This window comes from Pseudomonas fortuita (assembly GCF_026898135.2).
GTDB classification, from domain to species: Bacteria; Pseudomonadota; Gammaproteobacteria; order Pseudomonadales; family Pseudomonadaceae; genus Aquipseudomonas; species Aquipseudomonas fortuita.
Map to the genome: position 1 here is coordinate 6202217 of NZ_CP114035.2, position 21500 is coordinate 6223716.

Below are 21500 nucleotides of genomic sequence, written 5' to 3' on the forward strand. Positions count from 1 at the left end.
CTGCGCAGCAGCCCCGGCAATTTCAGCCTTTCTTCTTCGGTTTCAGGTATTTCATCAAGCCTTGGAACCACATCACCAGCGCCGGGTTGCCCTTGATCTGGATGTTCTTGTCCTGAATCCCCTGCATGAACGCCAACTGCTTGTTGCCCGCCTGCATCGTGGCGTAGCCGTAGGCAGCGTCCTTGAAGGCGATGGCGAAGGCCGGCTGCGGATGTGCGCCGCCCTTGCTGCTGATGCGCTCGTTGTTGACGACGAAGTGCCGGGCAACCTTGCCGTCCAGGGTCTGCATCTGGAACACCAGGTCCTTGCCCTTGAGCTGCTGCTGGAATGCCGGGTTGTTACGGCTGGCCCTGGCCATCAAAAGCCCCATGGCCCAGAGAAGAAAGCGGAACTTCATCGACACGCCTCGATTGAAAAGTGACTAAGTTTCGCACTTTATCCTCTTAACGACCATTTTATGCAAGTTCACAGCAGTTACTGCGTGTAAAGCACAACGGGCGCCATGAAGGCGCCCGTTCGGGATCAACGATTCGTCAGCGGAAGCTTACTTTTTCTTGGCGGCCTTGGTTGGCGCGGCCGGTGGATTGACGCTGTCCTTGAGGTTCTTGCCTGGCTTGAAGGCCACCGTGTTACTGGCTTTGATCTTGACCGGCTCACCGGTTTGCGGGTTTTTGCCGGTACGCGCGCCGCGATGACGTTTTTCGAAGGTGCCGAAACCGACCAGGGTCACCGTGTCCTTGTCCAGGGCACCGGTGATGCTGTCGAGAATCGCGTTCAACACCTGATTGGCCTTTTCCTTGGTCAGATCAGCCTTATCGGCGATGACGGCGGCGAGTTCTGGTTTGCGCATAGTGAAGCCTCTTTGACGGAATTCTTGTTGTTATGCCGTGCTGCCTTTGGGAGCAGCGCTCAAGGCACCGCAGGCTCTAATCTGCGGCAGACGGAAGTGAGAATGGCACGTGCTCAGGGGCCGCGCCAGTATCAGGCCGGCCATTGTGCAGGCAACAACAGGATAAATCCGACAGAACGCCCTCTATTTACGCCATTACCGGTGGCAACTGGCGATTCAGTGCCAGCTTGTCCATGACGGCTGTCCCGGTCAGGGCATAACCCAGCAATTCGCCGTCAGCCCCGTGGCAGAGCACCTTGAGGTCACTGCCCTGCCCCTCCACCTGCCAAGTACCATCGTGCCCCAAGGGCGGCGGCGATACCACCAAAGGGCAGGCCGGGGTCTTGACGGTGATAGGCATCGGCCCGTAGGCCACCGCTGTCAGCTTGCCGGCCAGGGTTTGCGCCAGCGCCCGGGCACAGCTCATCAGCGGCATCACGTAGAGCAGGTTGATGCCATCGACCTCGGCACAATCGCCAAGGGCGAAGATGTTGGCGTGGGATGTACGTAATTCGCGGTCTACGCTGACGCCACGATGGGTCTGCAAGCCGGCCGCGGCGGCCAGGTCGATGCGGGGGCGCAGGCCAATGGCCGAAACGACCAGGTCGCAGGCAATCACGCTGCCATCCGACAGGTGTGCCTCCAGGCCGTGGTCCACCTGGTGCAAGCGGGTCAGCACGGGCCCCAGGTGGAAGCGTACACCCAGGCCTTCGAGCCCGCCCTGCACCGCTGCCGCAGCGGCCGGGTGCAGCAGGGTCGGCATGATCTGTTCGCACGGCGCCACCACGTCGACCTGGAAGCCCCCCAAGCTCATGTCGTTGGCGAATTCGCAGCCGATCAGGCCGGCACCGAGGATCAGCACACGTTGTTTGCCGACGGCGGCGGTACGGAAGCGTGCGTAGTCTTCCAGGTCGTTGATCGGGAACACCAGATGGCTGCCATCGCCTTCTATCGGCACCTGCACGGTCTGCGCCCCCCAGGCCAGCACCAGGTCGCGGTACTCCACAGCCTCTTCGCCGATCCACAGGCGCTTGTGGCCTGGGTCGATGCCGCTGATGCGGGTATGGGTACGAACCTCGGCATTCAGTTGCTCGGCCATGGCACCCGGCTCGGCCATGCACAGGCCGTCGGCGTCTTTCTGCTTGGCAAAGCCCATGGAGAGCATGGGCTTGGAGTAGGAGCGACCATCGTCGGCGGTGATCAGCAGCAGCGGCGTCTGCGCATCGAGCTTGCGAAATTCACGGGCCAGGTTGTAGCCCGCCAGGCCGGTGCCGATGATTACCACAGGGGACGTCATGTCGTGCTTTCCTCGATTAGCCGATGGAGATCATTTCAAAGTCGCTTTTGCCCACGCCACAGTCGGGGCACAGCCAGTCTTCAGGCACATCTTCCCAACGGGTGCCGGGGGCGATGCCGTCGTCGGGCCAGCCTTCGGCTTCGTCGTAGACCAGGCCACAGACAATACATTGCCACTTTTTCATCAGGTCTTTTCCTCGTTAGAACTCAGGCTTTATCTGGCGGGTCTTTGGCCCTGCTTCAGCCATTATGCAAGCAGTCGGGGCAATCATGCTAAGCTCGCCGCCTCATTGGTTGTAACAAGCAGACCGACGTGTCGTACGAATCCCCGCAAGCAGCCGCTGTCGCGTGGCTGCCGTATTCACAGCTGGCGACCGACTTCGACCAGCCTACCCTTGACTGGTTGTTCGACGAGGGTTCGCTGACCCGCCGCCTGACCCGCCTGTCCTTTGATCACTTCTCCGTCACCCCGCTGTTCGAGGGCTGGCAACCGCTGCGCGACGATGAATGCCAAGCGCTGGGCATTGCCGCCGGCGCCGAAGGCTGGGTGCGCGAGGTGTACCTGCGCGGCCATGGCCAGCCTTGGGTGTTCGCCCGCAGTGTCGCCAGCCGCAGCGCCCTGGAGCGCGGCGGGCTGGACCTGGAAACCCTCGGCAGCCGCTCGCTGGGCGAGCTGCTGTTCTGCGACCAGGCGTTCATCCGCCACCCGATCGAAGTGTGCAGCTACCCACAGGCGTGGCTGCCGGCCGACGCCGCCCATGCAGCACTTTGGGGGCGCCGCTCGCGCTTTGAACGAGACGGCCTGGACCTGCTGGTGGCAGAAGTGTTCCTGCCGGCCTTGTGGCAAGCGGCCAGGGAGGAAAACCGCTGATGTACATGCAACTGCTGAAGTCACTGAACCGCCTGCACCCACGGGCCTGGGACTTCGTCCAGCTCAGCCGCATGGACCGGCCGATCGGTATCTACCTGCTGCTGTGGCCGACCCTGTCGGCGGTGTGGATTGCCGGCAACGGTGCTCCCACCCTGGCCAACGTGCTGATCTTCGGCCTTGGCGTAGTGCTGATGCGGGCCGCGGGCTGCTGCATCAACGACTTTGCCGACCGCAAGGTGGACGGCCACGTCAAACGCACCGCCGACCGGCCGCTGGCCAGCGGCCGGGTCAAGCCGCGCGAGGCGCTGGCCCTGTTTGCGATCCTGGTCGGGGTAAGCTTCCTGCTGGTGCTATGCACCAACAGCCGCACGGTGTGGCTGTCGTTTGGCGCGGTGGCGCTGGCGTCCTGCTACCCATTCATGAAGCGCTACACCTATTACCCGCAGGTGGTGCTGGGCGCGGCGTATTCCTGGGGCATTCCCATGGCCTTCACCGCCGCAGGGAGCGAGTTGCCGGCCAGCGCCTGGCTGCTGTACATCGCCAACCTGCTGTGGACGGTGGGTTACGACACCTATTACGCCATGGTCGACCGCGATGACGACCTGAAGATTGGCGTAAAGTCGACCGCGATCCTGTTCGGCGAAGCCGACCGGGCGATCATCCTCACCTTGCAGATGCTGTCGCTAGGTTGCCTGTTGCTTGCGGGTAGCCGCTTCGAACTGGGGGGCTGGTTCCACCTGGGGTTGCTGGGTGCGGCGGCGTGCTTTGCGTGGGAGTACTGGTCGACGCGCAAGCTGGACCGCGAGTCGTGCTTCAAAGCGTTTTTGCACAACCACTGGGCGGGGTTGCTGGTGTTCATCGGGGTAGTGCTGGACTACACACTGCGTCAAGGCTGATGGCCCTATCGCCGGCAAGCCAGCCTCCACAGGTACAGCGCTGCCTGCGAGGCTGCACAAAAACCGGGGGAGCTGGCTTGCCGGCCATGGGCCGCACAGCGGCCCCGGCAATATCAAGGCTTGGCGATATGCCAGACGTCTTTCACGCCATCACCGGTCTTGTCACCGGCCTTCGTGTCCTTGATGAAGGTATACAGCGGCTTGCCGTCGTAGGCCCACTGCATTGCACCATCGTCACGCGTTACGTGGGTCCATTTGTCCTTCGGTGCTTCGTCTTCTTTCTTGACCAGCAACGGTGGCCAGTTTTTGGCGCACGCGTCATTGCACATCGACTTGCCGCCCGCATCCTTGTCAAAGGTGTACAGCGTCATGCCGGCATGATCGACCCACATGCCGTCCTTCTCCATGGCATGGTGGGCCGACGCCACCCCCGGGAGCGCCAGCGCAGTGAAAAGGGCCATCCAGCTCAGCGTTTGTCGTGTCATTGGATTCACCATTGTTTCTGGGGGAATTAGGTTCGGGTTGCCGCCGCAGCGGCCCTTTCAAGCCTAGTTCAGTCACGCAATGTCGCCATAACGGCCAACACCCTGTCACACAGCTGCAATAATTCCGTTATCTAATGCGGGCCAAGACACCGAATCCAGGAGAGGTTTTGAGCATGGTTGGCAGGAACATTCTGATCGTCGACGACGAAGCACCCATTCGCGAGATGATCGCCGTTGCCCTGGAAATGGCCGGCTATGACTGCCTGGAAGCGGAAAACTCCCAACAGGCCCACGCGATCATCGTCGACCGCAAACCGGACCTGATCCTGCTCGACTGGATGTTGCCCGGCACCTCTGGCATCGAGCTGGCCCGCCGCCTCAAGCGCGATGAGCTGACCGGCGATATCCCGATCATCATGCTTACCGCCAAGGGTGAAGAGGACAACAAGATCCAGGGCCTTGAAGTGGGTGCTGACGACTACATCACCAAGCCGTTCTCGCCGCGCGAACTGGTAGCGCGCCTGAAAGCCGTGCTGCGTCGCACCGGCCCGAGCGACAGCGAAGCACCGATCGAAGTCGGCGGCCTGCTGCTCGACCCGATCAGCCACCGCGTCACCATCGACGGCAAGCCCGCCGAGATGGGCCCCACCGAATACCGCCTGCTGCAGTTCTTCATGACCCACCAGGAGCGCGCCTACACCCGTGGCCAGCTGCTGGACCAGGTGTGGGGCGGCAACGTCTATGTCGAAGAACGCACCGTCGACGTACACATCCGTCGTCTGCGCAAGGCGCTGGGTGAGGCCTACGAAAATCTGGTACAAACCGTGCGGGGCACTGGCTACCGCTTCTCGACCAAGAGCTGATCGAGTTCAAAAGCGCCAAGCTGCACGTCGTTGTACAAGGACCGTCAATTGAACCAGAACTGGCACGCAACCCTGATTCGCCATCTGTTGTTGCTGATTACCGTCTGCCTGATTGGCGGGCTGGTCAGCGGCTACTATGGCTGGAGCCTGGCCATTGGCCTGGCGCTTTACCTGGGCTGGACCCTCAAGCAGCTGCTGCGCCTGCACGACTGGCTGCGCAACCACCAACCCGATGAAGCACCGCCCGATGGTTACGGCCTATGGGGCGAGGTGTTCGACAGCATCTACCACCTGCAGCGCCGCGACCAGCGCGTGCGTGGCCGCCTGCAGGCAGTGATCGACCGGGTGCAGGAGTCCACCGCCGCGCTGCGCGACGCGGTGATCATGCTCGACAGCGACGGCAACCTGGAGTGGTGGAACCGTGCCGCCGAAACCCTGCTGGGGTTCAAGACCCCGCAGGACGGTGGCCAGCAGGTAACCAACCTGGTGCGCCATCCGCGCTTCAAGGAGTACTTCGAGACGGAGAACTACCTCGAACCGCTGGAAATACCCTCGCCCATCAACGACCGGATGCGCCTGCAGTTGCACATCACCCGCTACGGCAACAACGAACACCTGATGCTGGTGCGCGATGTCACGCGCATTCACCAGCTGGAACAGATGCGCAAGGACTTCGTCGCCAACGTGTCGCACGAATTGCGCACGCCACTGACGGTGATCACGGGGTATCTGGAAACCCTGCTGGACAACGTAGAGGATGTGAACCCGCGCTGGGGCCGCGCCCTGCAGCAGATGAGCCAGCAAGGCTCGCGCATGCAGACGCTGCTCAACGACCTGTTGCTGCTGGCCAAGCTGGAAGCCACCGATTACCCGTCGGACAACCAGCCGGTGGCGGTCGAAGCCCTGCTCGCCGCGATCAAGAACGACGCTCAGGCCCTGTCTGGGCCACGTAACCAGCGCATCACCCTCGAAGCCGCGCCCGGTGTGAAGCTGAAGGGCAGCGAGTCAGAGCTGCGCAGTGCCTTTTCCAACCTGGTGTTCAACGCGGTCAAGTACACCCAGGACGAGGGCAACATCCGCATCCGCTGGTGGGCCGATGCCCAGGGTGCCCACTTGTCGGTGCAGGACTCGGGGGTGGGCATCGACGCCAAGCATTTGCCCCGCCTGACCGAACGCTTCTACCGGGTGGACTCCAGCCGTGCATCGAATACCGGTGGCACAGGGCTGGGGCTGGCGATCGTCAAGCATGTGCTGATGCGCCACCGCGGCAAACTGGACATCAGCAGCGTGCCGGGCCACGGCAGCACCTTTACCTGTCACTTTGCGCCGGCACAACTGGTCAACGAAAAGGCTTGAGATCGGCGCGGCTGCGCAGCCCTTCGCGGGCAGGCCCGCTTCCACACGGACCGCAATAAGCCAGCCACCCTTTGCTTTTACGGCCCCAGCCGCTACATTGGATCCCCTGTGCCAGCAAGAGCTGGCACTTTTTTTCTCCCAATCTCAAGACGGACCCCGTAAAAACTCCATCATGGACCCTTCCCCTGGTATCAGCCTCACCTCGTTATTCGCCGATTTCGGCATGATCATCTTTGCCTTGCTGCTGGTGCTGCTCAACGGCTTCTTCGTTGCCGCCGAGTTCGCCATGGTCAAGCTGCGCGCCACGCGCGTGGAGTCCATCGCCGAACAGCATGGCTGGCGCGGCAATATCCTGCGCAAGGTCCACAACCAGCTCGACGCCTACCTGTCAGCGTGCCAGCTGGGCATCACCCTCGCCTCCCTGGGCCTGGGCTGGGTCGGCGAACCGGCCTTTGCCCACTTGCTCGAGCCGCTGCTCGCGTACTTCGGTGTCGACTCGCCCGAACTGATCAAGGGCGTGTCGTTCTTCGTCGCATTCTTTGTCATTTCCTACCTGCACATCGTGGTCGGTGAGCTGGCGCCCAAATCCTGGGCCATCCGCAAGCCCGAGCTGCTGTCGCTGTGGACGGCCGTGCCGCTGTACCTGTTCTACTGGGCGATGTACCCGGCCATCTACCTGCTCAATGCCAGCGCCAACACCATCCTGCGCATTGCCGGCCAGGGCGAACCGGGCCCGCACCACGAACACCACTACAGCCGTGAAGAGCTGAAGCTGATCCTGCACTCCAGCCGTGGCCAGGACCCGAGCGACCAAGGCATGCGTGTGCTCGCCTCGGCCGTGGAAATGGGCGAGCTGGAAGTGGTCGACTGGGCCAACTCGCGTGAAGACATGGTCAGCATCGATGCCAATGCACCGCTGAAGCAGATCCTGGCTTTGATACGTCGCCACAAATTCAGCCGCTACCCGGTGTATGACGCCGAGCGTGAAGAGTTCACCGGGCTGCTGCACATCAAGGACCTGCTGCTGGAGCTTGCCGAACTGGAGCACTTGCCCGAGACCATCGACCTGGACAACCTTGCCCGGCCGCTGGAGCGCGTATCGCGGCACATGCCGCTGTCGCAACTGCTGGAGCAGTTCCGCAAGGGCGGCGCGCACTTCGTGCTGGTGGAGGAAGCCGACGGCAAGGTAATCGGCTACCTGACCATGGAAGACGTGCTGGAAGTGCTGGTGGGCGATATCCAGGACGAACACCGCAAGACCGAGCGCGGCATCCTTGCGTACCAGCCAGGCAAGCTGCTGGTACGCGGTGACACCCCGCTGTTCAAGGTGGAGCGCCTGCTGGGCATCGACCTCGATCACATCGAGGCGGAAACCTTGGCGGGGCTGATCTACGAGACGCTCAAGCGCGTACCGGAAGAAGAGGAAGTGCTGGAGGTCGAAGGGCTGCGCATCATCATCAAGAAGATGAAAGGGCCCAAGATCGTGCTGGCCAAGGTGCTCAAGCTCGATTGAGGGGTACGGGGCTGCTGCGCAGCCCATCGCGGCACAAGGCCGCTCCTACAGGGGTTCGCGTGATCCTGTAGGAGCGGCCTTGTGCCGCGAAAGGGCCGCAAAGCGGCCCCAAAAATCTCAAGGGTTACCCGCAGTAAAGTCGGGCAACCCGCTGATCGGCCGGTCGAACCGGTAAGGTATCGACTCCAGCGCCAACCCCACATTGCGCTGCACCACAAAATGCAGGTGCGGGCCTGTGCTGTTGCCAGTATTGCCCGACTTGGCCAGCATCTGCCCCTGGCGTACCCGCTGCCCCTCCGCCACCACCACCGAACCACGCATCAGGTGCAGATAAACGCCCATGGTGCCGTCCGGGTGCAGGATCCTGACAAAGTTGCCCGAGGGGTTGGGCTCGCGCCCGCTCTGGCTGTTCTGCGTCTTCACCACCACGCCTTCCCGCGCCGCGATGATGGTAGTGCCTTCAGGCATGGCGAAATCCATGGCGTAGCGCCCTTTGGGCCCAAAATGGCTGACACGGCCGTTGGGGCCTTGGGTGACGCGGAACGGCCCGCCGACCCAGGGGAACGCATACCGGAAGCCCTGAGGCCGCTTGCCAGGGTCCCCCATGGCCTGTAGCAGGGTCGAGCGGTAGTTCAGCAGCAGCCCGGGGCGCCCCCTGAGCACGCTGAGCATTTGCGTGGTGCGCGGCGGCAGCAGCCGGCGCACGATACGCGGGGCATCGCCGCCTTGGGCGTTCACCAGGTTGTCCAGGCGTAATTCGACCTCTACCGGCACATGCAGCTCGTTGCGTGCCGAAAAGCTCACGCCGCCGTCGAAGGTTTTCGCGTTCAGCAGCACTTGGCCTTCGAGCGTTTCGACCATGGGCTCGCGCAGCACCAAGGGTTTGGCGCCAGGGCCTGGCCGGTCGGTATAGGACACGACACCGAAATCGTCGGTGATTTTATAGAGCGTCACACCCAGGCTCGACGCCGAGGCCATGAGCAATGCACAGAACAGCAGCAGGCGGGCGGGCATGATAGTGGCTTTTTGACAGTTATGATCTGTCGAAGCCTAGCAGCGCGTTTTGAGGCAGGTATTGCAGTTGGTCGGATGGCTCAGGGCTGCGCGGGCTTTTGGAGCGGCCTTGTGTCGCGATAGGGCTGCGGCAGCAGCCCCAGGATTTCAGCTTCGCCGCATGAATTGCCGGGCTCAGGCGCCGGGTGTGAAGTGTTTCTGCGCGGTGCCGCGGGCAATCAGGCGCGACAGGTAATCAAGCTTCTGGGCGTCCTGGTCAACAAACTTGAAGGTCAACTGCAGCCAGTCGCTGTCGGGCTTGGGCTCCAATGCGGCAACGGCGTGCAGGTAGCCGTTCAGGCGGGCGACTTCGGCGTTCTCGCCCTGCTCCAGGTCCAGCACGGCGCCCTCCAGCACCTGCGGCAGCGCTTCGTTGCGGCGTACCACCAACAGCGCCTCTTTCAGGCTCAGCGCCTTGATCACGCACGGTTGCATGCCGCTGGCCAGGCGCAACTGGCCTTGGCCCCGCCCCGTCGGCGCGGGGGCTGGAGGCGTAGGTGCAGTGACCAATGGCTTGGCAGCCACTGGCGCCGATGGGGGGGCCGTCACCTTGGCTGCCTCTGGCTTGCCACCTGTCAGGGCACTCAAAGAATCGTTGGCGAATGCCGGGTTGGCCCGCGCCGGGCCGATGGCCATCAGGCTGTCGAGCTTACCGATCCTGGTCAGCGCTTTTTTCACCTTGGTCAGCAGTTGTTCATTGGTGAACGGCTTGCCAACAAAGTCGGAAACGCCCGCCTGGATCGCCTGAATGACGTTTTCCTTGTCGCCACGGCTGGTCACCATGATGAACTGCAGGTTCTTCAGCGCTGGCTGCTGACGGCACCAGGTGAGCAATTCCAGGCCGGACATTTCCGGCATTTCCCAGTCACACAGGACCAGGTCGAAGGCTTCCTTGCCCAGCATGGCCATGGCCTTGCGACCATTGATGGCGTCGTCGATGGCCATGCCCGGGAAGGCATTGCGCAGGCACTTGCGGACCAGGTCACGGATAAACGGGGCGTCATCCACGACCAGCACATTCACTTTACTCATCAATACTCCTTCTGAATCCCGACTAGCCTACTGCCAAATAATGGCCATTTGCTACAACCTGGTCACGCCGGGACTTCTTCACATCGTTCGCGGGTGCCTGCCGGCTCCTCGACCGCAAACGAAAACGCCCGGCCAAGGCCGGGCGTCGAAGCTCGGGAGCAACCTTACTTATCGTCAGATTCGCCCGGAACATTAGCCTTTTCGCCGTCGGCGACAGCGGTACCCTGCACTTCTGCCGTCATCCGCTTGAGGCCCATGTGGCGCACGTCGGTGCCGCGCACCAGGTAAATCACCAACTCGGAGATGTTGCGGGCATGGTCACCGATACGCTCCAGCGAGCGCAGCGCCCAGATCACGCTCAGTACCCGCGAGATAGAGCGCGGGTCTTCCATCATGTAGGTCACCAGCTCGCGCAGGGCAGTCTTGTACTCGCGGTCGATGGTCTTGTCGTACTGGGCTACCGACAATGCCAGGTCGGCATCGAAGCGGGCAAAAGCATCAAGCGCATCGCGGACCATGTTGCGCACCTGGTCGCCAATGTGGCGCACCTCGACGTAGCCGCGCGGCGACTCGCCTTCTTCGCACAGCTGGATGGCGCGGCGAGCAATTTTGGTGGCCTCGTCACCAATGCGCTCAAGGTCGATCACCGACTTGGAGATGCTGATGATCAGGCGCAGGTCGGAGGCCGCCGGCTGGCGACGGGCGAGGATGCGCACGCATTCCTCGTCGATGTTGCGCTCCATCTGGTTGATCTGTTCGTCGACTTCGCGCACTTGCTGGGCCAGACCCGAGTCGGCCTCGATCAGCGCTGTAACCGCGTCATTGACTTGTTTTTCCACCAGACCACCCATGGCCAGCAGGTGGCTGCGCACCTCTTCGAGCTCGGCGTTGAACTGCTGGGAAATATGGTGAGTAAGGCTTTCTTTGTTGATCATCGTTCGCTCCGCGAAGAGGCTTCAAGCTTCAAGTAGTTCGTGTCATTCCCTGTGGGAGCGGGCCGCGTGGCTGCTAGCCGTAGCGACCGGTGATGTAGTCTTCGGTCTGCTTCTTCGCCGGGTTGGTGAACAGGGTATCGGTGTCACCGAATTCGACCAGTTTGCCCATGTACATGAATGCGGTGTAGTCCGAAACCCGGGCCGCCTGCTGCATGTTGTGGGTCACGATGACGATGGTGTACTTGGCTTTCAATTCGTAGATCAGTTCTTCGACCTTCAGGGTCGAGATCGGGTCCAGTGCCGAGCACGGTTCGTCGAGCAACAGCACTTCCGGCTCCACGGCAATGGTGCGGGCGATGACCAGACGCTGCTGCTGGCCACCGGAAAGGCCTAGCGCCGACTCGTGCAGGCGGTCTTTGACCTCGTCCCACAGGGCCGCGCCCTTGAGCGCCCACTCCACGGCTTCGTCAAGCACACGCTTTTTGTTGATGCCCTGGATACGCAGGCCGTAGACCACGTTCTCGTAGATGGTCTTGGGGAACGGGTTGGGCTTCTGGAACACCATGCCCACACGGCGGCGCAGCTCGGCCACGTCTTCGCCCTTGCGGTAAATGTTGTTGCCGTACAGGTTGATGGCGCCTTCCACACGGCAGCCATCAACCAGGTCGTTCATCCGGTTGAAGGTGCGCAGCAGGGTCGACTTGCCGCAGCCGGAGGGGCCGATGAAGGCGGTTACGCGCTGCTTGGGAATGTTCATGCTGACGTCGAACAGCGCCTGCTTGTCGCCGTAGAACAGGCTCAGGCCCGGCACTTCGATGGCCACGGTTTCTTCGGCCAGGTGCAGGCTCTGCTTGTTGCGGCCCAGGGCAGACATGTCGATGCCGTGGGTATGAGAATCTTGCTGCATGGTCAACTCCATACGCTGTCAATTCGTTTCAAAGGGCCGCCCGGCTCACCGGGGGCACGCTTGCAATCAGGCTCAGCTGTCCAGCGCCTTGTACTTCTCGCGCAGGTGGTTGCGGATCCACACGGCCGACAGGTTGAGGGAAGCGATCACCAGCACCAGCAACAGTGCCGTGGCGTACACCAGCGGCCGCGCGGCCTCGACGTTCGGGCTCTGGAAGCCGACGTCATAGATGTGGAAGCCCAAGTGCATGATCTTCTGGTCCAGGTGCAGGTAGGGGTAGTTCCCGTCCACTGGCAGCGACGGCGCCAGCTTCACCACACCCACCAGCATCAGCGGCGCCACTTCACCGGCAGCGCGGGCCACGGCGAGGATCATGCCGGTCATCATGGCCGGGCTTGCCATGGGCAAGACGATCTTCCACAGCGTCTCGGCCTTGGTCGCGCCCAAGGCCAGCGAGCCCTCGCGCACGGTACGCGGAATACGCGCCAAACCTTCTTCGGTGGCCACGATCACCACCGGAACAGCCAGCAGTGCCAGGGTCAACGATGCCCACAGCAGGCCCGGGGTACCCAAGGTCGGCGCCGGCAGGGCTTCGGGGAAGAACAAGCGGTCTATCGAGCCACCCAGCACGTAGACGAAGAAGCCCAGGCCGAACACACCGTAGACGATCGCCGGCACGCCAGCCAGGTTGTTCACTGCAATACGGATCAGGCGGGTCACCGGGCCTTGCCGTGCGTACTCGCGCAGGTACACAGCAGCCAGCACGCCAAACGGGGTGACGATTACGGCCATGATCAGGGTCATCATCACGGTACCGAAAATGGCCGGGAAGATACCGCCTTCGGTGTTGGCCTCACGCGGGTCATCGCTGAGGAACTCCCAGACTTTGGCAAAGTAAGTACCCAGCTTGTTGAAACCGGACATGCCGTTCGGCTGGATGGCGTGCACCACCTTGCTCAGGTTGATCTCCACTTCACGGCCGTTGGCGTCACGGGCCACCAGGCTGTCGCGGGCGAACGCCTGGTGCAGGCCGCTCAAGCGGTCTTCGATGGCTTTGTAGCGGCTGTTCAGCTCGGCGCGGTCGGCGTCCATGTCGGCCTGGGCGGCGGCGTCCAGCTTGCCGTCCAGTTCCAGCTTGCGTGCCTGCAGGCGCAGGCGCTCAAGGCCATGGTTGATGGCACCGATGTCCTTCTTCTCCAACTGCTGCAGCTCACCGTTGAGCTGGTTGGCGCGCTTTAGGCGGGCCTGCAGTTCGTTCCACGCAGCAGGGCCTTCGGCAACTACGCGGCCCTCTTCCTTGACGCTGACCAGGTAGCCATAGAAGTTGCCCCACTCGCGGCGCTCCAGGGCGATCAGGTCGGCCGGGCGCTGTTCATCGACCAGCCAGTCGCCGACCACCCAGGTGAAGTCGCTGCCGTTGAGGTCGCGGTTACCCACCTTTATCAGCTCGCGGGTCATGAACTCCGGGCCCTGGTCCGGTACCGGCAGGCCGGCCCCCTTCAGGCGGGCACGGGGTACCTCTTCCTTTTGCACCACTTCGCCGATGACGACATGGTCAGCCTGGCCCGGCACCTTGTAGGTGGCCTGGACAAGATCGGCCGGCCAGAAGTGGCCCAGGCCGCGCACGGCAATCACCGCCAGCAGGCCGACGGTCATGATCACCGCCATGGCCACGGCGCCGCCGCTCATCCAGACGCCAGGGGCGCCGCTCTTGAACCAGCCTTTGAGGGAATCCTTTTTCACGGATCGCTACCTTTCTATCAAAGCGACGAGTATTTCTTGCGCAGACGCTGGCGAATCAGCTCGGCCAAGGTGTTCATGACGAACGTGAACATCAGCAGCACCAGGGCGGCCAGGAACAGCACGCGATAGTGGCTGCCACCGACTTCCGATTCCGGCATTTCCACGGCCACGTTGGCGGCCAGGGTGCGCATGCCCTCGAACAGGTTCATCTCCATCACCGGGGTGTTGCCGGTGGCCATCAGCACGATCATGGTTTCACCCACCGCACGGCCCATGCCGATCATCAGCGCCGAGAAGATACCCGGGCTGGCGGTGAGGATGACCACGCGGGTCAGGGTCTGCCAAGGCGTCGCACCCAGGGCCAAAGAGCCCAGGGTCAGGCTGCGCGGCACGCTGAATACGGCATCCTCGGCAATGGAGTAGATGTTCGGGATGACCGCAAAGCCCATGGCGATACCCACTACCAGGGCGTTGCGCTGGTCGTAGGTGATGCCCAGGTCGTTGGTGATCCACAGGCGCATGTCACCGCCGAAGAACCAGTTTTCCAGGTGCGGGCTCATGGTCAGGGCGAACCAGCCGGTGAACAGGATGACCGGTATCAGGATCGCAGCTTCCCAACCATCCGGCACACGCAGGCGGATCGACTCTGGCAGGCGGCTCCAGGTGAAGCCGGCCAGCAGGATGCCGAACGGCATCAGCAGGAACAGGCTGAACACGCCAGGCAGGTGGCCTTCGAGGTACGGCGCCAGGAACAGGCCGGCGAAGAAGCCGAGGATTACCGTCGGCATGGCTTCCATCAGCTCGATCACCGGTTTGACCTTGCGGCGCATGCCCGGGGCCATGAAGTAGGCGGTGTAGATGGCGGCGGCAATGGCCAGCGGGGCGGCCAGGATCATCGCGTAGAACGCGGCCTTCAGCGTACCGAAGGTCAGCGGCGAGAGGCTCAGCTTGGGCTCGAAGTCGGTATTGGAAGCAGTCGATTGCCAGACGTATTTCGGCTCGTCGTAGTTCTCGTACCACACCTTGCCCCACAGCGCGCTGAAGGAAACTTCAGGGTGCGGGTTGCGCAGGCTCAGCGGCAGCAGCTTGCCGCCCTCTTCGATGATGATACGGTTGGCGCGCGGCGACAGGGCCAAGGTGCCCGGGCCTTCGGCAGCAGGCTCCACCAGCAGGGTGCGGTGCGCCGTGCTGTGGAACACGCCCAGCTTGCCGTCGGCGTCCAGGGCGATGAAGCCTTTGCGGCGCTCTTCGGCGTCGATCTGCACCACCGGGGCCTTGCCCATCTGGAAGGTACGGATCTGCTTGAAGCGCGACTCGCCGTCTGGGTCACGGGCCATGAACCATTGGGCCAGGCCACCTTTGGAATCACCAATGATCAGCGAAATGCCGCCGACCAACTGGGCGCTGGCGGTAATTTCAGTGTCAGCGCTTTCGGCCAGTTTGTAGCGGCCGTTGAGGCTCTTGTCACGCAGGCTGAACACGTCGGCGGTGGCGCGGCCGTTGATCACGTAGAGCCACTGCTGACGCGGGTCGATGAAGATGTTCTTCACCGCTTCGGTCATCTGCGGCAGCACGATACGGTTCTGCTCGGTGGTGACCTCTTCGGTCATCATGTTTTCGGTGCGCGTCAGCTGCACCACCTGCAGGTGCGCGCCGGTAGACCCGGCCAGTACCAGGGTGTCGCCATTGACGTTGACGTTGACGTGTTCCAGCGCACGGCCCTGTTCGTCGAGCACGAACGGCTGCTCGCCGTACGGGTAGTCGATGCCGGGGGTGATGGTTTTCTTGTTGTCCGGGTAGGTGATCTTGTAGGTGTGGTGGAACACCAGCGCCTGACCATTGGACAAGCCCAGCACCACCAGCGGGCTGCCCGGCTGGTCGCTACTGATCGACGTGACCTGGGCGTCTGACGGCACGGGCAGGTCGACCCGCTTGAGCTCGTTACCCGTTTTGGTATCGAAGAACAATGCCTGGCCCTTGTCCGAAACCCGCATCCCCACAAGGTTCTGTTCTTCAAGCGCAATCATCAGCGGCTTGCCGGCATCCTGCTGTAGCCAGGCCGGCGCCAAGGCTTGCTTACGGGTCAGCTCGGCGCCCTGGAACAGTGGCAACACCACATAGGCCAGGTAGAAGAAGATCAGGGTGATTGCCGCCAACACGGCAAGCCCGCCCACCAGGACGTACCAGCGGGTCAGGCGGTCCTTGAGCGCACGCATGCGGCGCTTGCGTTGCAACTCGGGCGTATTGAAATCAATGCGCACGGGCTGGGAGTTTTGGGTCATGTTGGAATTGGCCAGATCATTCATGCGCACACCCTAGCGGTCCCGTGTGACAAAAACATTACAAAGTGGTGACGCGCGAAAGCCCGCCGCACAGTGAACCTGGCTTCGGACTGGAAATTCGTGGAAGAGGCCGGGCATCAGCACCGGCCCCCTCTTCAGTTACTTACTTCTTTGCGACGTTACCGGCGTGGGACAGGCCCAGGTCAGCCAGGGTCTTGTCGACGACTTTGGCCGGCAGCGGGATGTAGCCATCTTTCACCACGACCTGCTGGCCAGCTTGCGACAGTACCAGCTTGACGAACTCGGCTTCCAGCGGCGCCAAAGGCTTGTTCGGGGCCTTGTTGACGTACACGTACAGGAAGCGCGACAGCGGGTAGGTGCCGTTCAGGGCATTGGCTTCGTTGTCTTCAACGAACTCGCCGCCTTCTTTCTTGGCCAGGGCTACGGTCTTGACGCTGGCGGTCTTGTAGCCGATACCCGAGTAGCCGATGCCGTTCAGCGAGGAGCTGATCGACTGCACGACCGACGCCGAGCCAGGCTGTTCGTTCACGTTAGGCTTGAAGTCGCCTTTGCACAGGGCTTCTTCCTTGAAGTAACCGTAGGTGCCCGATACCGAGTTGCGGCCGAACAGCTGGATTGGCTTGTTGGCCAGGTCACCGGTCACACCAACGTCGCCCCAGGTCTTGATATCAGCCTTGCCACCGCACAGGCGGGTGGAGGAGAAGATGGCGTCGACCTGGGCCATGGTCAGGCCTTTGATCGGGTTGTCCTTGTGCACGAACACGGCCAGGGCGTCGACGGCAACCGGGATGGCGGTAGGCTTGTAGCCGTACTTCTGCTCGAAGGCCTGCAGCTCGACGTCCTTCATCTTGCGGCTCATCGGGCCGAGGTTGGCGGTGCCTTCGGTCAGCGCGGGTGGCGCGGTGGAAGAGCCGGCAGCCTGGATCTGGATGTTTACGTTCGGATATTCCTTCTTGTAGGCCTCGGCCCACAGGGTCATAAGGTTCGCGAGGGTATCGGAACCGACGCTGGAGAGGTTGCCCGAAACACCGGTGGTTTTGGTGTAGGTCGGGATTGCAGGATCGACAGCGGCTACCGCGTTGGCGGTTGCAACGCCAGCGGCGGCAAAGGTAAGGGCCGCCATCAAACGCTTCAGTTTCATGCCTTGCTCCTAGCAGGAATATTGGGGTGTTGGATGGAACGGGCCCAAGTATCGGCAGGCCGCATGAACACGATATGACTTCATTGTGACAATTGGATGAAAGGCCATCACTGATAGCAGGTCTGGCCTCTTCGCGGGCACGCCCGCTCCCACAGGGGTTGTGCTGAGCCCTGTGGGAGCGGGCGTGCCCGCGAAGAGGCCAGCAGCCCCGAAACAGATCAGCGCTTGTTGGCGAGCAGGTACAGGCCTACGGCCAGACCCACGGCGCACAGGCCTGCTACATAATAGGCAGGCGCCATCGGGCTTACTTTCAGCAGCGCGGTCACCACCATTGGCGTCAAGCCACCGAAAATCGCGTAGGCCACGTTGTACGAGAACGACAGCCCACTGAAGCGCACCGCCGCCGGGAATGCCTTGACCATCACATAAGGCACCGCGCCGATCACACCCACGCACAGGCCGGTCAGCGCATACAGCGGGAACAGCAGCTCGGGCCGGGTTGGCAGGCTATGGTAGAAGGTCCAGGAACTGGCCAGCAGCAGCAGGCTGCCGATCACGAACACCCGCCCCGCCCAAAAGCGGTCGGCCAGGCTGCCGGCGCCGATGCAGCCAAAGCTGAGCAGCACGATGGCCATGCTGTTGGCCTTGAGCGAGTCGATCGGGCTGATGTGGTAGAAGCTCTGCAGCAGCGCAGGGGTCATCAGGATAACCACCACGATACCGGCCGACAGCATCCAGGTCAGCAGCATCGACAGGATGATCGGGCCGCGGTGGTCGCGCAGCACGGCGCGCAGCGGCAGCTCCTCGGCCAGCGCCTTGCGTTGCTGCATTTCGGCAAACACCGGGGTTTCGTGCAGCCAGCGGCGCAGGTACACCGAGAACAGGCCGAACACACCACCGAGCAGGAATGGGATACGCCAGGCGTAATCGGCCACTTCGTCGGCGCTGTACACGCTATTGATCAAGGTCGCCACCAGCGAGCCCAGCAGAATGCCCGCCGTCAGGCCTGCGGTCAGAGTGCCGCATGCGTAGCCGGTGTTGCGCGCCGGTACGTGCTCAGAGACGAACACCCAGGCGCCCGGCACCTCGCCACCAATCGCCGCGCCCTGGATCACCCGCATCAGCAGCAGCAGGATCGGCGCCCACATGCCGATTTGTGCGTATGTTGGCAGCAGGCCCATGATCAGGGTCGGCAGGGCCATCATGAAGATGCTCAGGGTAAACATCTTCTTGCGTCCAAGCAGGTCACCAAAGTGGGCCATGATGATGCCCCCCAGCGGCCGCGCCAGGTAGCCAGCGGCGAAGATGCCGAACGTTTGCATCAGGCGCAGCCACTCGGGCATGTCGGCCGGGAAGAACAGCTTGCCAACCACCGTGGCGAAGAACACGAAGATGATGAAGTCGTAGAACTCCAGTGCGCCACCCAGGGCGGACAGCGAGAGTGTTTTGTAGTCACTGCGGGTCAGCGGCCGCGGAGGCTGCTCGATACTGCTCGGCACGGAAGTCATCGATCGTTGTTCTCTTGTAGGGCATGCAGGCCGCTTGGCACGCGGCTTCTGGATTGGGAGACAGGCGAAGATAGCAAATTGCCGAGCCGCGCCGAAAGCGATACAAAATCCATACAGATATTCATGAATGCGCGGTCGTCGCTGGCAGTTATGCCCTATATACTGCTGATTCGTAGGAAAAGGTTGTTGCCCGCGTGGGATGTTGTGCGAAAACGCCGGTCTTTATGTCAGACGGTTTCGCAGAGTTTCCCTACGGCCGTCCAGCGAAACGAAATCGGCGTAGTATGTTTCAAGCTGAATCGTTTACCCGGCCTTCGCGCCACACCAACGAAAAGCGTCACGGGTCAGAGGCCCCATCGCATGATTGAGCTCGAACAAGAAGATCCAATCCCGCAAGGCGACCTGGCCTTGCAAATCACCGCACTCCCGCGCGAAACCAACGGGTTTGGCGACATCTTCGGCGGCTGGCTGGTTGCCCAGATGGACTTGGCCGGCACCGCCATGGCCAGCCGCGTCGCCGGTGGCCGCGTGGCGACCGTGGCCATTGAACGCATGGCCTTCCTGGTACCCGTCGCAGTGGGCGCACAGCTGTCGTTCTATACCCAGACCCTGGAAATCGGCCGCAGCTCGATTCAGATGATGGTCGAAGTGTGGAGCGACGACCCGCTGTCCAGTGAATGGCGCAAGGTTACCGAAGCGGCATTCGTCTTCGTCGCCATCGACGGCAGTGGCCGCACCCGTTCCGTGCCTCGTCGCTGAGCCACGCGGGCGGTAAACTCATTGCATGTGCCCGGGTCCAAGGCCCACTGGCTATCAATGAGATGAACGCAATGGCTACCTTTCAGGTCGTAACCGAGCAACATGGCGAACTCAATTGCTGGCGTATCAGCAGCGATCGCGCCGAACTCCTGATCGCCCAGCAGGGCGCACAGATCCTCAGCTACCAGCGGGTCGGCGAGCCGCCGCTGCTGTGGCTGAGCGACCAGGCCATCTTCCGCCACGGCAAGTCGGTACGCGCCGGTGTGCCGGTGTGCTGGCCGTGGTTCGGCAACCTGCAGCGCAACCCCCAGGCCGTTCAGGCCATGTACCACGGCGAGCAGGCGCCTGCTCACGGGCTGGCGCGCTCGCGTGACTGGCAGCTGCTGGGTATCGAGAAAGCGGGCAACGGCCTGCGCATTGAATTCCAATTGCCTGAAGCGCAGGGCGATCTACCCGGCTGGCCTCATGAGGTCGAGCTGAAGCTGGTGGTGGAGCTGGATGAGGCGCTAAAGCTGAACCTGACCAGCCGCAATATGGGCAATACCCCCGTTACCATCAGCCAGGCCTTGCACAGCTACTTCGCGGTCAGCGATGTGCGCCAGGCGCGGGTCGAAGGCGTCGAGGGCCTGGGCTATATCGAAACCCTTGCCGACTGGGAACAGCGGGAGCAGCAGGGCGCACTGGCGTTTGCCGGGGAGACTGACCGGATCTACCTCGCTACCCCGCAGACCCTGAGCATTGTCGACCCGCACTGGAACCGGCGGATTACCTTGACCAGCAGTGGCTCGCGCTCGGCGGTGATCTGGAACCCCTGGACCGAGCGGGCCAAGGAGCTGGCGGACATGGCTGATGATGGCTGGCAGCGGATGCTGTGCATCGAGACAGCGAATGTGTGGAATGATCTGGTGGAATTGAAGCCTGGGGCGAGTCATTCGCTGGGTGTACAGATCGGTTGTGAAATGATCTGAGGCCTGCAATGTTTTTGCCGGCCTCTTCGCGGGCTTGCCCGCGAAGAGGCCGGGCCAGGTATCAGAGGTCTGCGTCTTCCACCACCCTCACCTTCCCCGCATCCAGCGCATAGGCCGCATCGGCCAGGTCATTGCTGACCTTTTCCACCTTCAGCTTGCCGCTGACCCACAGCGGTGTGTAGATGTCATCGATCTTCAACCCTTTCGGGTAGCGCACCAGCACCAGCTGGTTCGGCGGCGGTGGCGGCACATGGATGCACGCGCCCGGGTACGGCACCAGGAAGAACAGCGTGCTGTTGCCCTTGGCATCGCTTTCCAGCGGCACCGGGTAGCCACCCAGGCGAATGTCCTTGCCGTTCATGGCAGCCACGGTCTTGGTCGAATACATCACCGCTGGCAGGCCCTTGCTCTGCTTGAGCCCACCCTTGTCGGTAAAGGTGCCCATGGCTTCCGGCGAGTTGTGATCGATTTCGGGCATTTGCTCGAGCGCTTTCTGGTCCGACTTGGGCATAAGCTCCAGCCAGTCGGTTTCAGGCAGTTCGGCATGGGCCAGGGTACTGGCCAACAACAGGGGGACGAGAAAAAAGGCTCGCATGGCAATGCTCGGCAACTCGAATGAATTGCCGGGCATTCTAACCAGTATTCAGCGTTTCTTGATGAATCCGTAGATCACCAGAAGGACCACGGCACCGACCAGCGCGCCAAAGAAGCCCGCCGCCTGACCGGCCTGGTAGATGCCCAGTGCCTGGCCGCCATAGGTCGCCAGCAAGGAGCCGGCAATACCCAGCAGGATGGTCATGATCCAGCCCATGCTGTCGTCGCCCGGCTTGATGAAGCGGGCCAGCAGGCCGACGATGAGGCCGATAAAAATGGTTCCAATGATGCCCATGGCAATCCCTCTGCAGTGAATATGGAGCAAGCCAAAGCCTAGACGGGCTTTGGCTTGTTGCCATGTTCAGAGGGCAAGCCGCTTGCAGAAGTT

The 21500-nt window shown here is 62.2% G+C and carries 22 protein-coding genes; 7 read left to right on the forward strand and 15 right to left on the reverse strand.

The genetic code is table 11. The features are described 5' to 3' along the window. Nucleotides 1-22: 22 nt before the first annotated feature. The 4 genes from OZ911_RS28315 to OZ911_RS28330 all read right to left on the reverse strand — a co-directional run bounded on the left by OZ911_RS28315 (nt 23) and on the right by OZ911_RS28330 (nt 2370). A complete protein-coding gene (locus tag OZ911_RS28315) occupies nt 23-397 on the reverse strand; it encodes an SCP2 sterol-binding domain-containing protein (RefSeq protein ID WP_016502241.1) in 375 nt (124 codons plus the stop codon). 147 nt (nt 398-544) lie between these two features. Beyond that, nucleotides 545-850: an HU family DNA-binding protein gene (locus OZ911_RS28320; protein ID WP_016489836.1), complete on the reverse strand. Its 306-nt coding sequence runs from the start codon at nt 848-850 to the stop codon at nt 545-547. A 187-nt stretch (nt 851-1037) separates the two neighbouring features. Next, the gene (locus OZ911_RS28325; RefSeq protein WP_023046968.1) at nt 1038-2186 is read right to left on the reverse strand and encodes an NAD(P)/FAD-dependent oxidoreductase; all 1149 of its coding nucleotides are present in this window, start codon (nt 2184-2186) and stop codon (nt 1038-1040) included. A 16-nt stretch (nt 2187-2202) separates the two neighbouring features. Beyond that, nucleotides 2203-2370 carry a rubredoxin gene (locus tag OZ911_RS28330; protein WP_016489838.1) on the reverse strand — a complete coding sequence of 56 codons (168 nt, stop codon included), beginning with the start codon at nt 2368-2370 and terminating at the stop codon, nt 2203-2205. 128 nt (nt 2371-2498) lie between these two features. Between OZ911_RS28330 and OZ911_RS28335 the strand changes: the two genes are divergently transcribed. Beyond that, complete coding sequence (locus OZ911_RS28335; RefSeq protein WP_023046969.1) at nt 2499-3056, forward strand: chorismate--pyruvate lyase family protein; 558 nt, start codon at nt 2499-2501, stop codon at nt 3054-3056. After that, nucleotides 3056-3952 (forward strand): 4-hydroxybenzoate octaprenyltransferase, encoded by an 897-nt coding sequence (gene ubiA / locus OZ911_RS28340; protein ID WP_016489840.1) that lies wholly within the window; start codon nt 3056-3058, stop codon nt 3950-3952. The genes OZ911_RS28335 and ubiA overlap by 1 nt, the downstream gene beginning before the upstream one ends. Before the next feature lie 113 nt (nt 3953-4065). On the opposite strand, the gene OZ911_RS28345 is transcribed toward ubiA, so the two are convergent. Next, nucleotides 4066-4437: a COG4315 family predicted lipoprotein gene (locus OZ911_RS28345; RefSeq protein WP_016489841.1), complete on the reverse strand. Its 372-nt coding sequence runs from the start codon at nt 4435-4437 to the stop codon at nt 4066-4068. Nucleotides 4438-4610: 173 nt separating this feature from the next. Between OZ911_RS28345 and phoB the strand changes: the two genes are divergently transcribed. The 3 genes from phoB (at nt 4611) to OZ911_RS28360 (ending at nt 8169) form a co-directional block, all read left to right on the forward strand. Beyond that, entirely contained in the window at nt 4611-5300 is a 690-nt protein-coding gene (gene phoB, locus OZ911_RS28350) for a phosphate regulon transcriptional regulator PhoB (RefSeq protein ID WP_003253341.1), read from the forward strand. Between the two features lie 48 nt (nt 5301-5348). Beyond that, the gene (gene phoR, locus OZ911_RS28355) at nt 5349-6656 is read left to right on the forward strand and encodes a phosphate regulon sensor histidine kinase PhoR (protein ID WP_023046971.1); all 1308 of its coding nucleotides are present in this window, start codon (nt 5349-5351) and stop codon (nt 6654-6656) included. Between the two features lie 172 nt (nt 6657-6828). After that, nucleotides 6829-8169 carry a hemolysin family protein gene (locus tag OZ911_RS28360; RefSeq protein WP_268968536.1) on the forward strand — a complete coding sequence of 447 codons (1341 nt, stop codon included), beginning with the start codon at nt 6829-6831 and terminating at the stop codon, nt 8167-8169. 117 nt (nt 8170-8286) lie between these two features. Here OZ911_RS28360 and OZ911_RS28365 read toward each other — a convergent pair whose 3' ends face one another. From OZ911_RS28365 to OZ911_RS28400, 8 genes are all read right to left on the reverse strand, one after another. Then, nucleotides 8287-9183 carry a peptidoglycan DD-metalloendopeptidase family protein gene (locus tag OZ911_RS28365; RefSeq protein WP_016489844.1) on the reverse strand — a complete coding sequence of 299 codons (897 nt, stop codon included), beginning with the start codon at nt 9181-9183 and terminating at the stop codon, nt 8287-8289. A gap of 174 nt (nt 9184-9357) precedes the next feature. Further along, nucleotides 9358-10254: a response regulator gene (locus tag OZ911_RS28370; RefSeq protein WP_070086516.1), complete on the reverse strand. Its 897-nt coding sequence runs from the start codon at nt 10252-10254 to the stop codon at nt 9358-9360. A gap of 164 nt (nt 10255-10418) precedes the next feature. Beyond that, on the reverse strand, nt 10419-11189 hold the full coding sequence (gene phoU, locus OZ911_RS28375; RefSeq protein WP_016489846.1) for a phosphate signaling complex protein PhoU: 771 nt from the start codon (nt 11187-11189) through the stop codon (nt 10419-10421). A gap of 73 nt (nt 11190-11262) precedes the next feature. Continuing rightward, nucleotides 11263-12096: a phosphate ABC transporter ATP-binding protein PstB gene (gene pstB, locus OZ911_RS28380; protein WP_016489847.1), complete on the reverse strand. Its 834-nt coding sequence runs from the start codon at nt 12094-12096 to the stop codon at nt 11263-11265. A gap of 72 nt (nt 12097-12168) precedes the next feature. Next, the gene (gene pstA / locus OZ911_RS28385; protein WP_172455922.1) at nt 12169-13785 is read right to left on the reverse strand and encodes a phosphate ABC transporter permease PstA; all 1617 of its coding nucleotides are present in this window, start codon (nt 13783-13785) and stop codon (nt 12169-12171) included. A 71-nt stretch (nt 13786-13856) separates the two neighbouring features. Next, nucleotides 13857-16145, reverse strand: coding sequence for an ABC transporter permease subunit (locus tag OZ911_RS28390; protein WP_016489849.1), 2289 nt, complete (start codon nt 16143-16145; stop codon nt 13857-13859). Between the two features lie 139 nt (nt 16146-16284). Beyond that, a complete protein-coding gene (locus OZ911_RS28395; protein ID WP_016489850.1) occupies nt 16285-17283 on the reverse strand; it encodes a phosphate ABC transporter substrate-binding protein PstS in 999 nt (332 codons plus the stop codon). A 218-nt stretch (nt 17284-17501) separates the two neighbouring features. Further along, a complete protein-coding gene (locus tag OZ911_RS28400) occupies nt 17502-18791 on the reverse strand; it encodes an MFS transporter (protein ID WP_070086517.1) in 1290 nt (429 codons plus the stop codon). A gap of 360 nt (nt 18792-19151) precedes the next feature. Between OZ911_RS28400 and OZ911_RS28405 the strand changes: the two genes are divergently transcribed. Then, nucleotides 19152-19550 (forward strand): acyl-CoA thioesterase, encoded by a 399-nt coding sequence (locus OZ911_RS28405; protein WP_016489852.1) that lies wholly within the window; start codon nt 19152-19154, stop codon nt 19548-19550. A gap of 71 nt (nt 19551-19621) precedes the next feature. Further along, entirely contained in the window at nt 19622-20518 is an 897-nt protein-coding gene (locus OZ911_RS28410) for a D-hexose-6-phosphate mutarotase (RefSeq protein WP_023047763.1), read from the forward strand. 61 nt (nt 20519-20579) lie between these two features. Here the strand turns inward: OZ911_RS28410 and OZ911_RS28415 are convergent, their stop codons facing one another. Further along, nucleotides 20580-21113 (reverse strand): DUF3299 domain-containing protein, encoded by a 534-nt coding sequence (locus tag OZ911_RS28415; protein WP_161775560.1) that lies wholly within the window; start codon nt 21111-21113, stop codon nt 20580-20582. Between the two features lie 48 nt (nt 21114-21161). Next, the gene (locus tag OZ911_RS28420) at nt 21162-21407 is read right to left on the reverse strand and encodes a GlsB/YeaQ/YmgE family stress response membrane protein (RefSeq protein WP_010955824.1); all 246 of its coding nucleotides are present in this window, start codon (nt 21405-21407) and stop codon (nt 21162-21164) included. Nucleotides 21408-21500 lie beyond the last annotated feature (93 nt).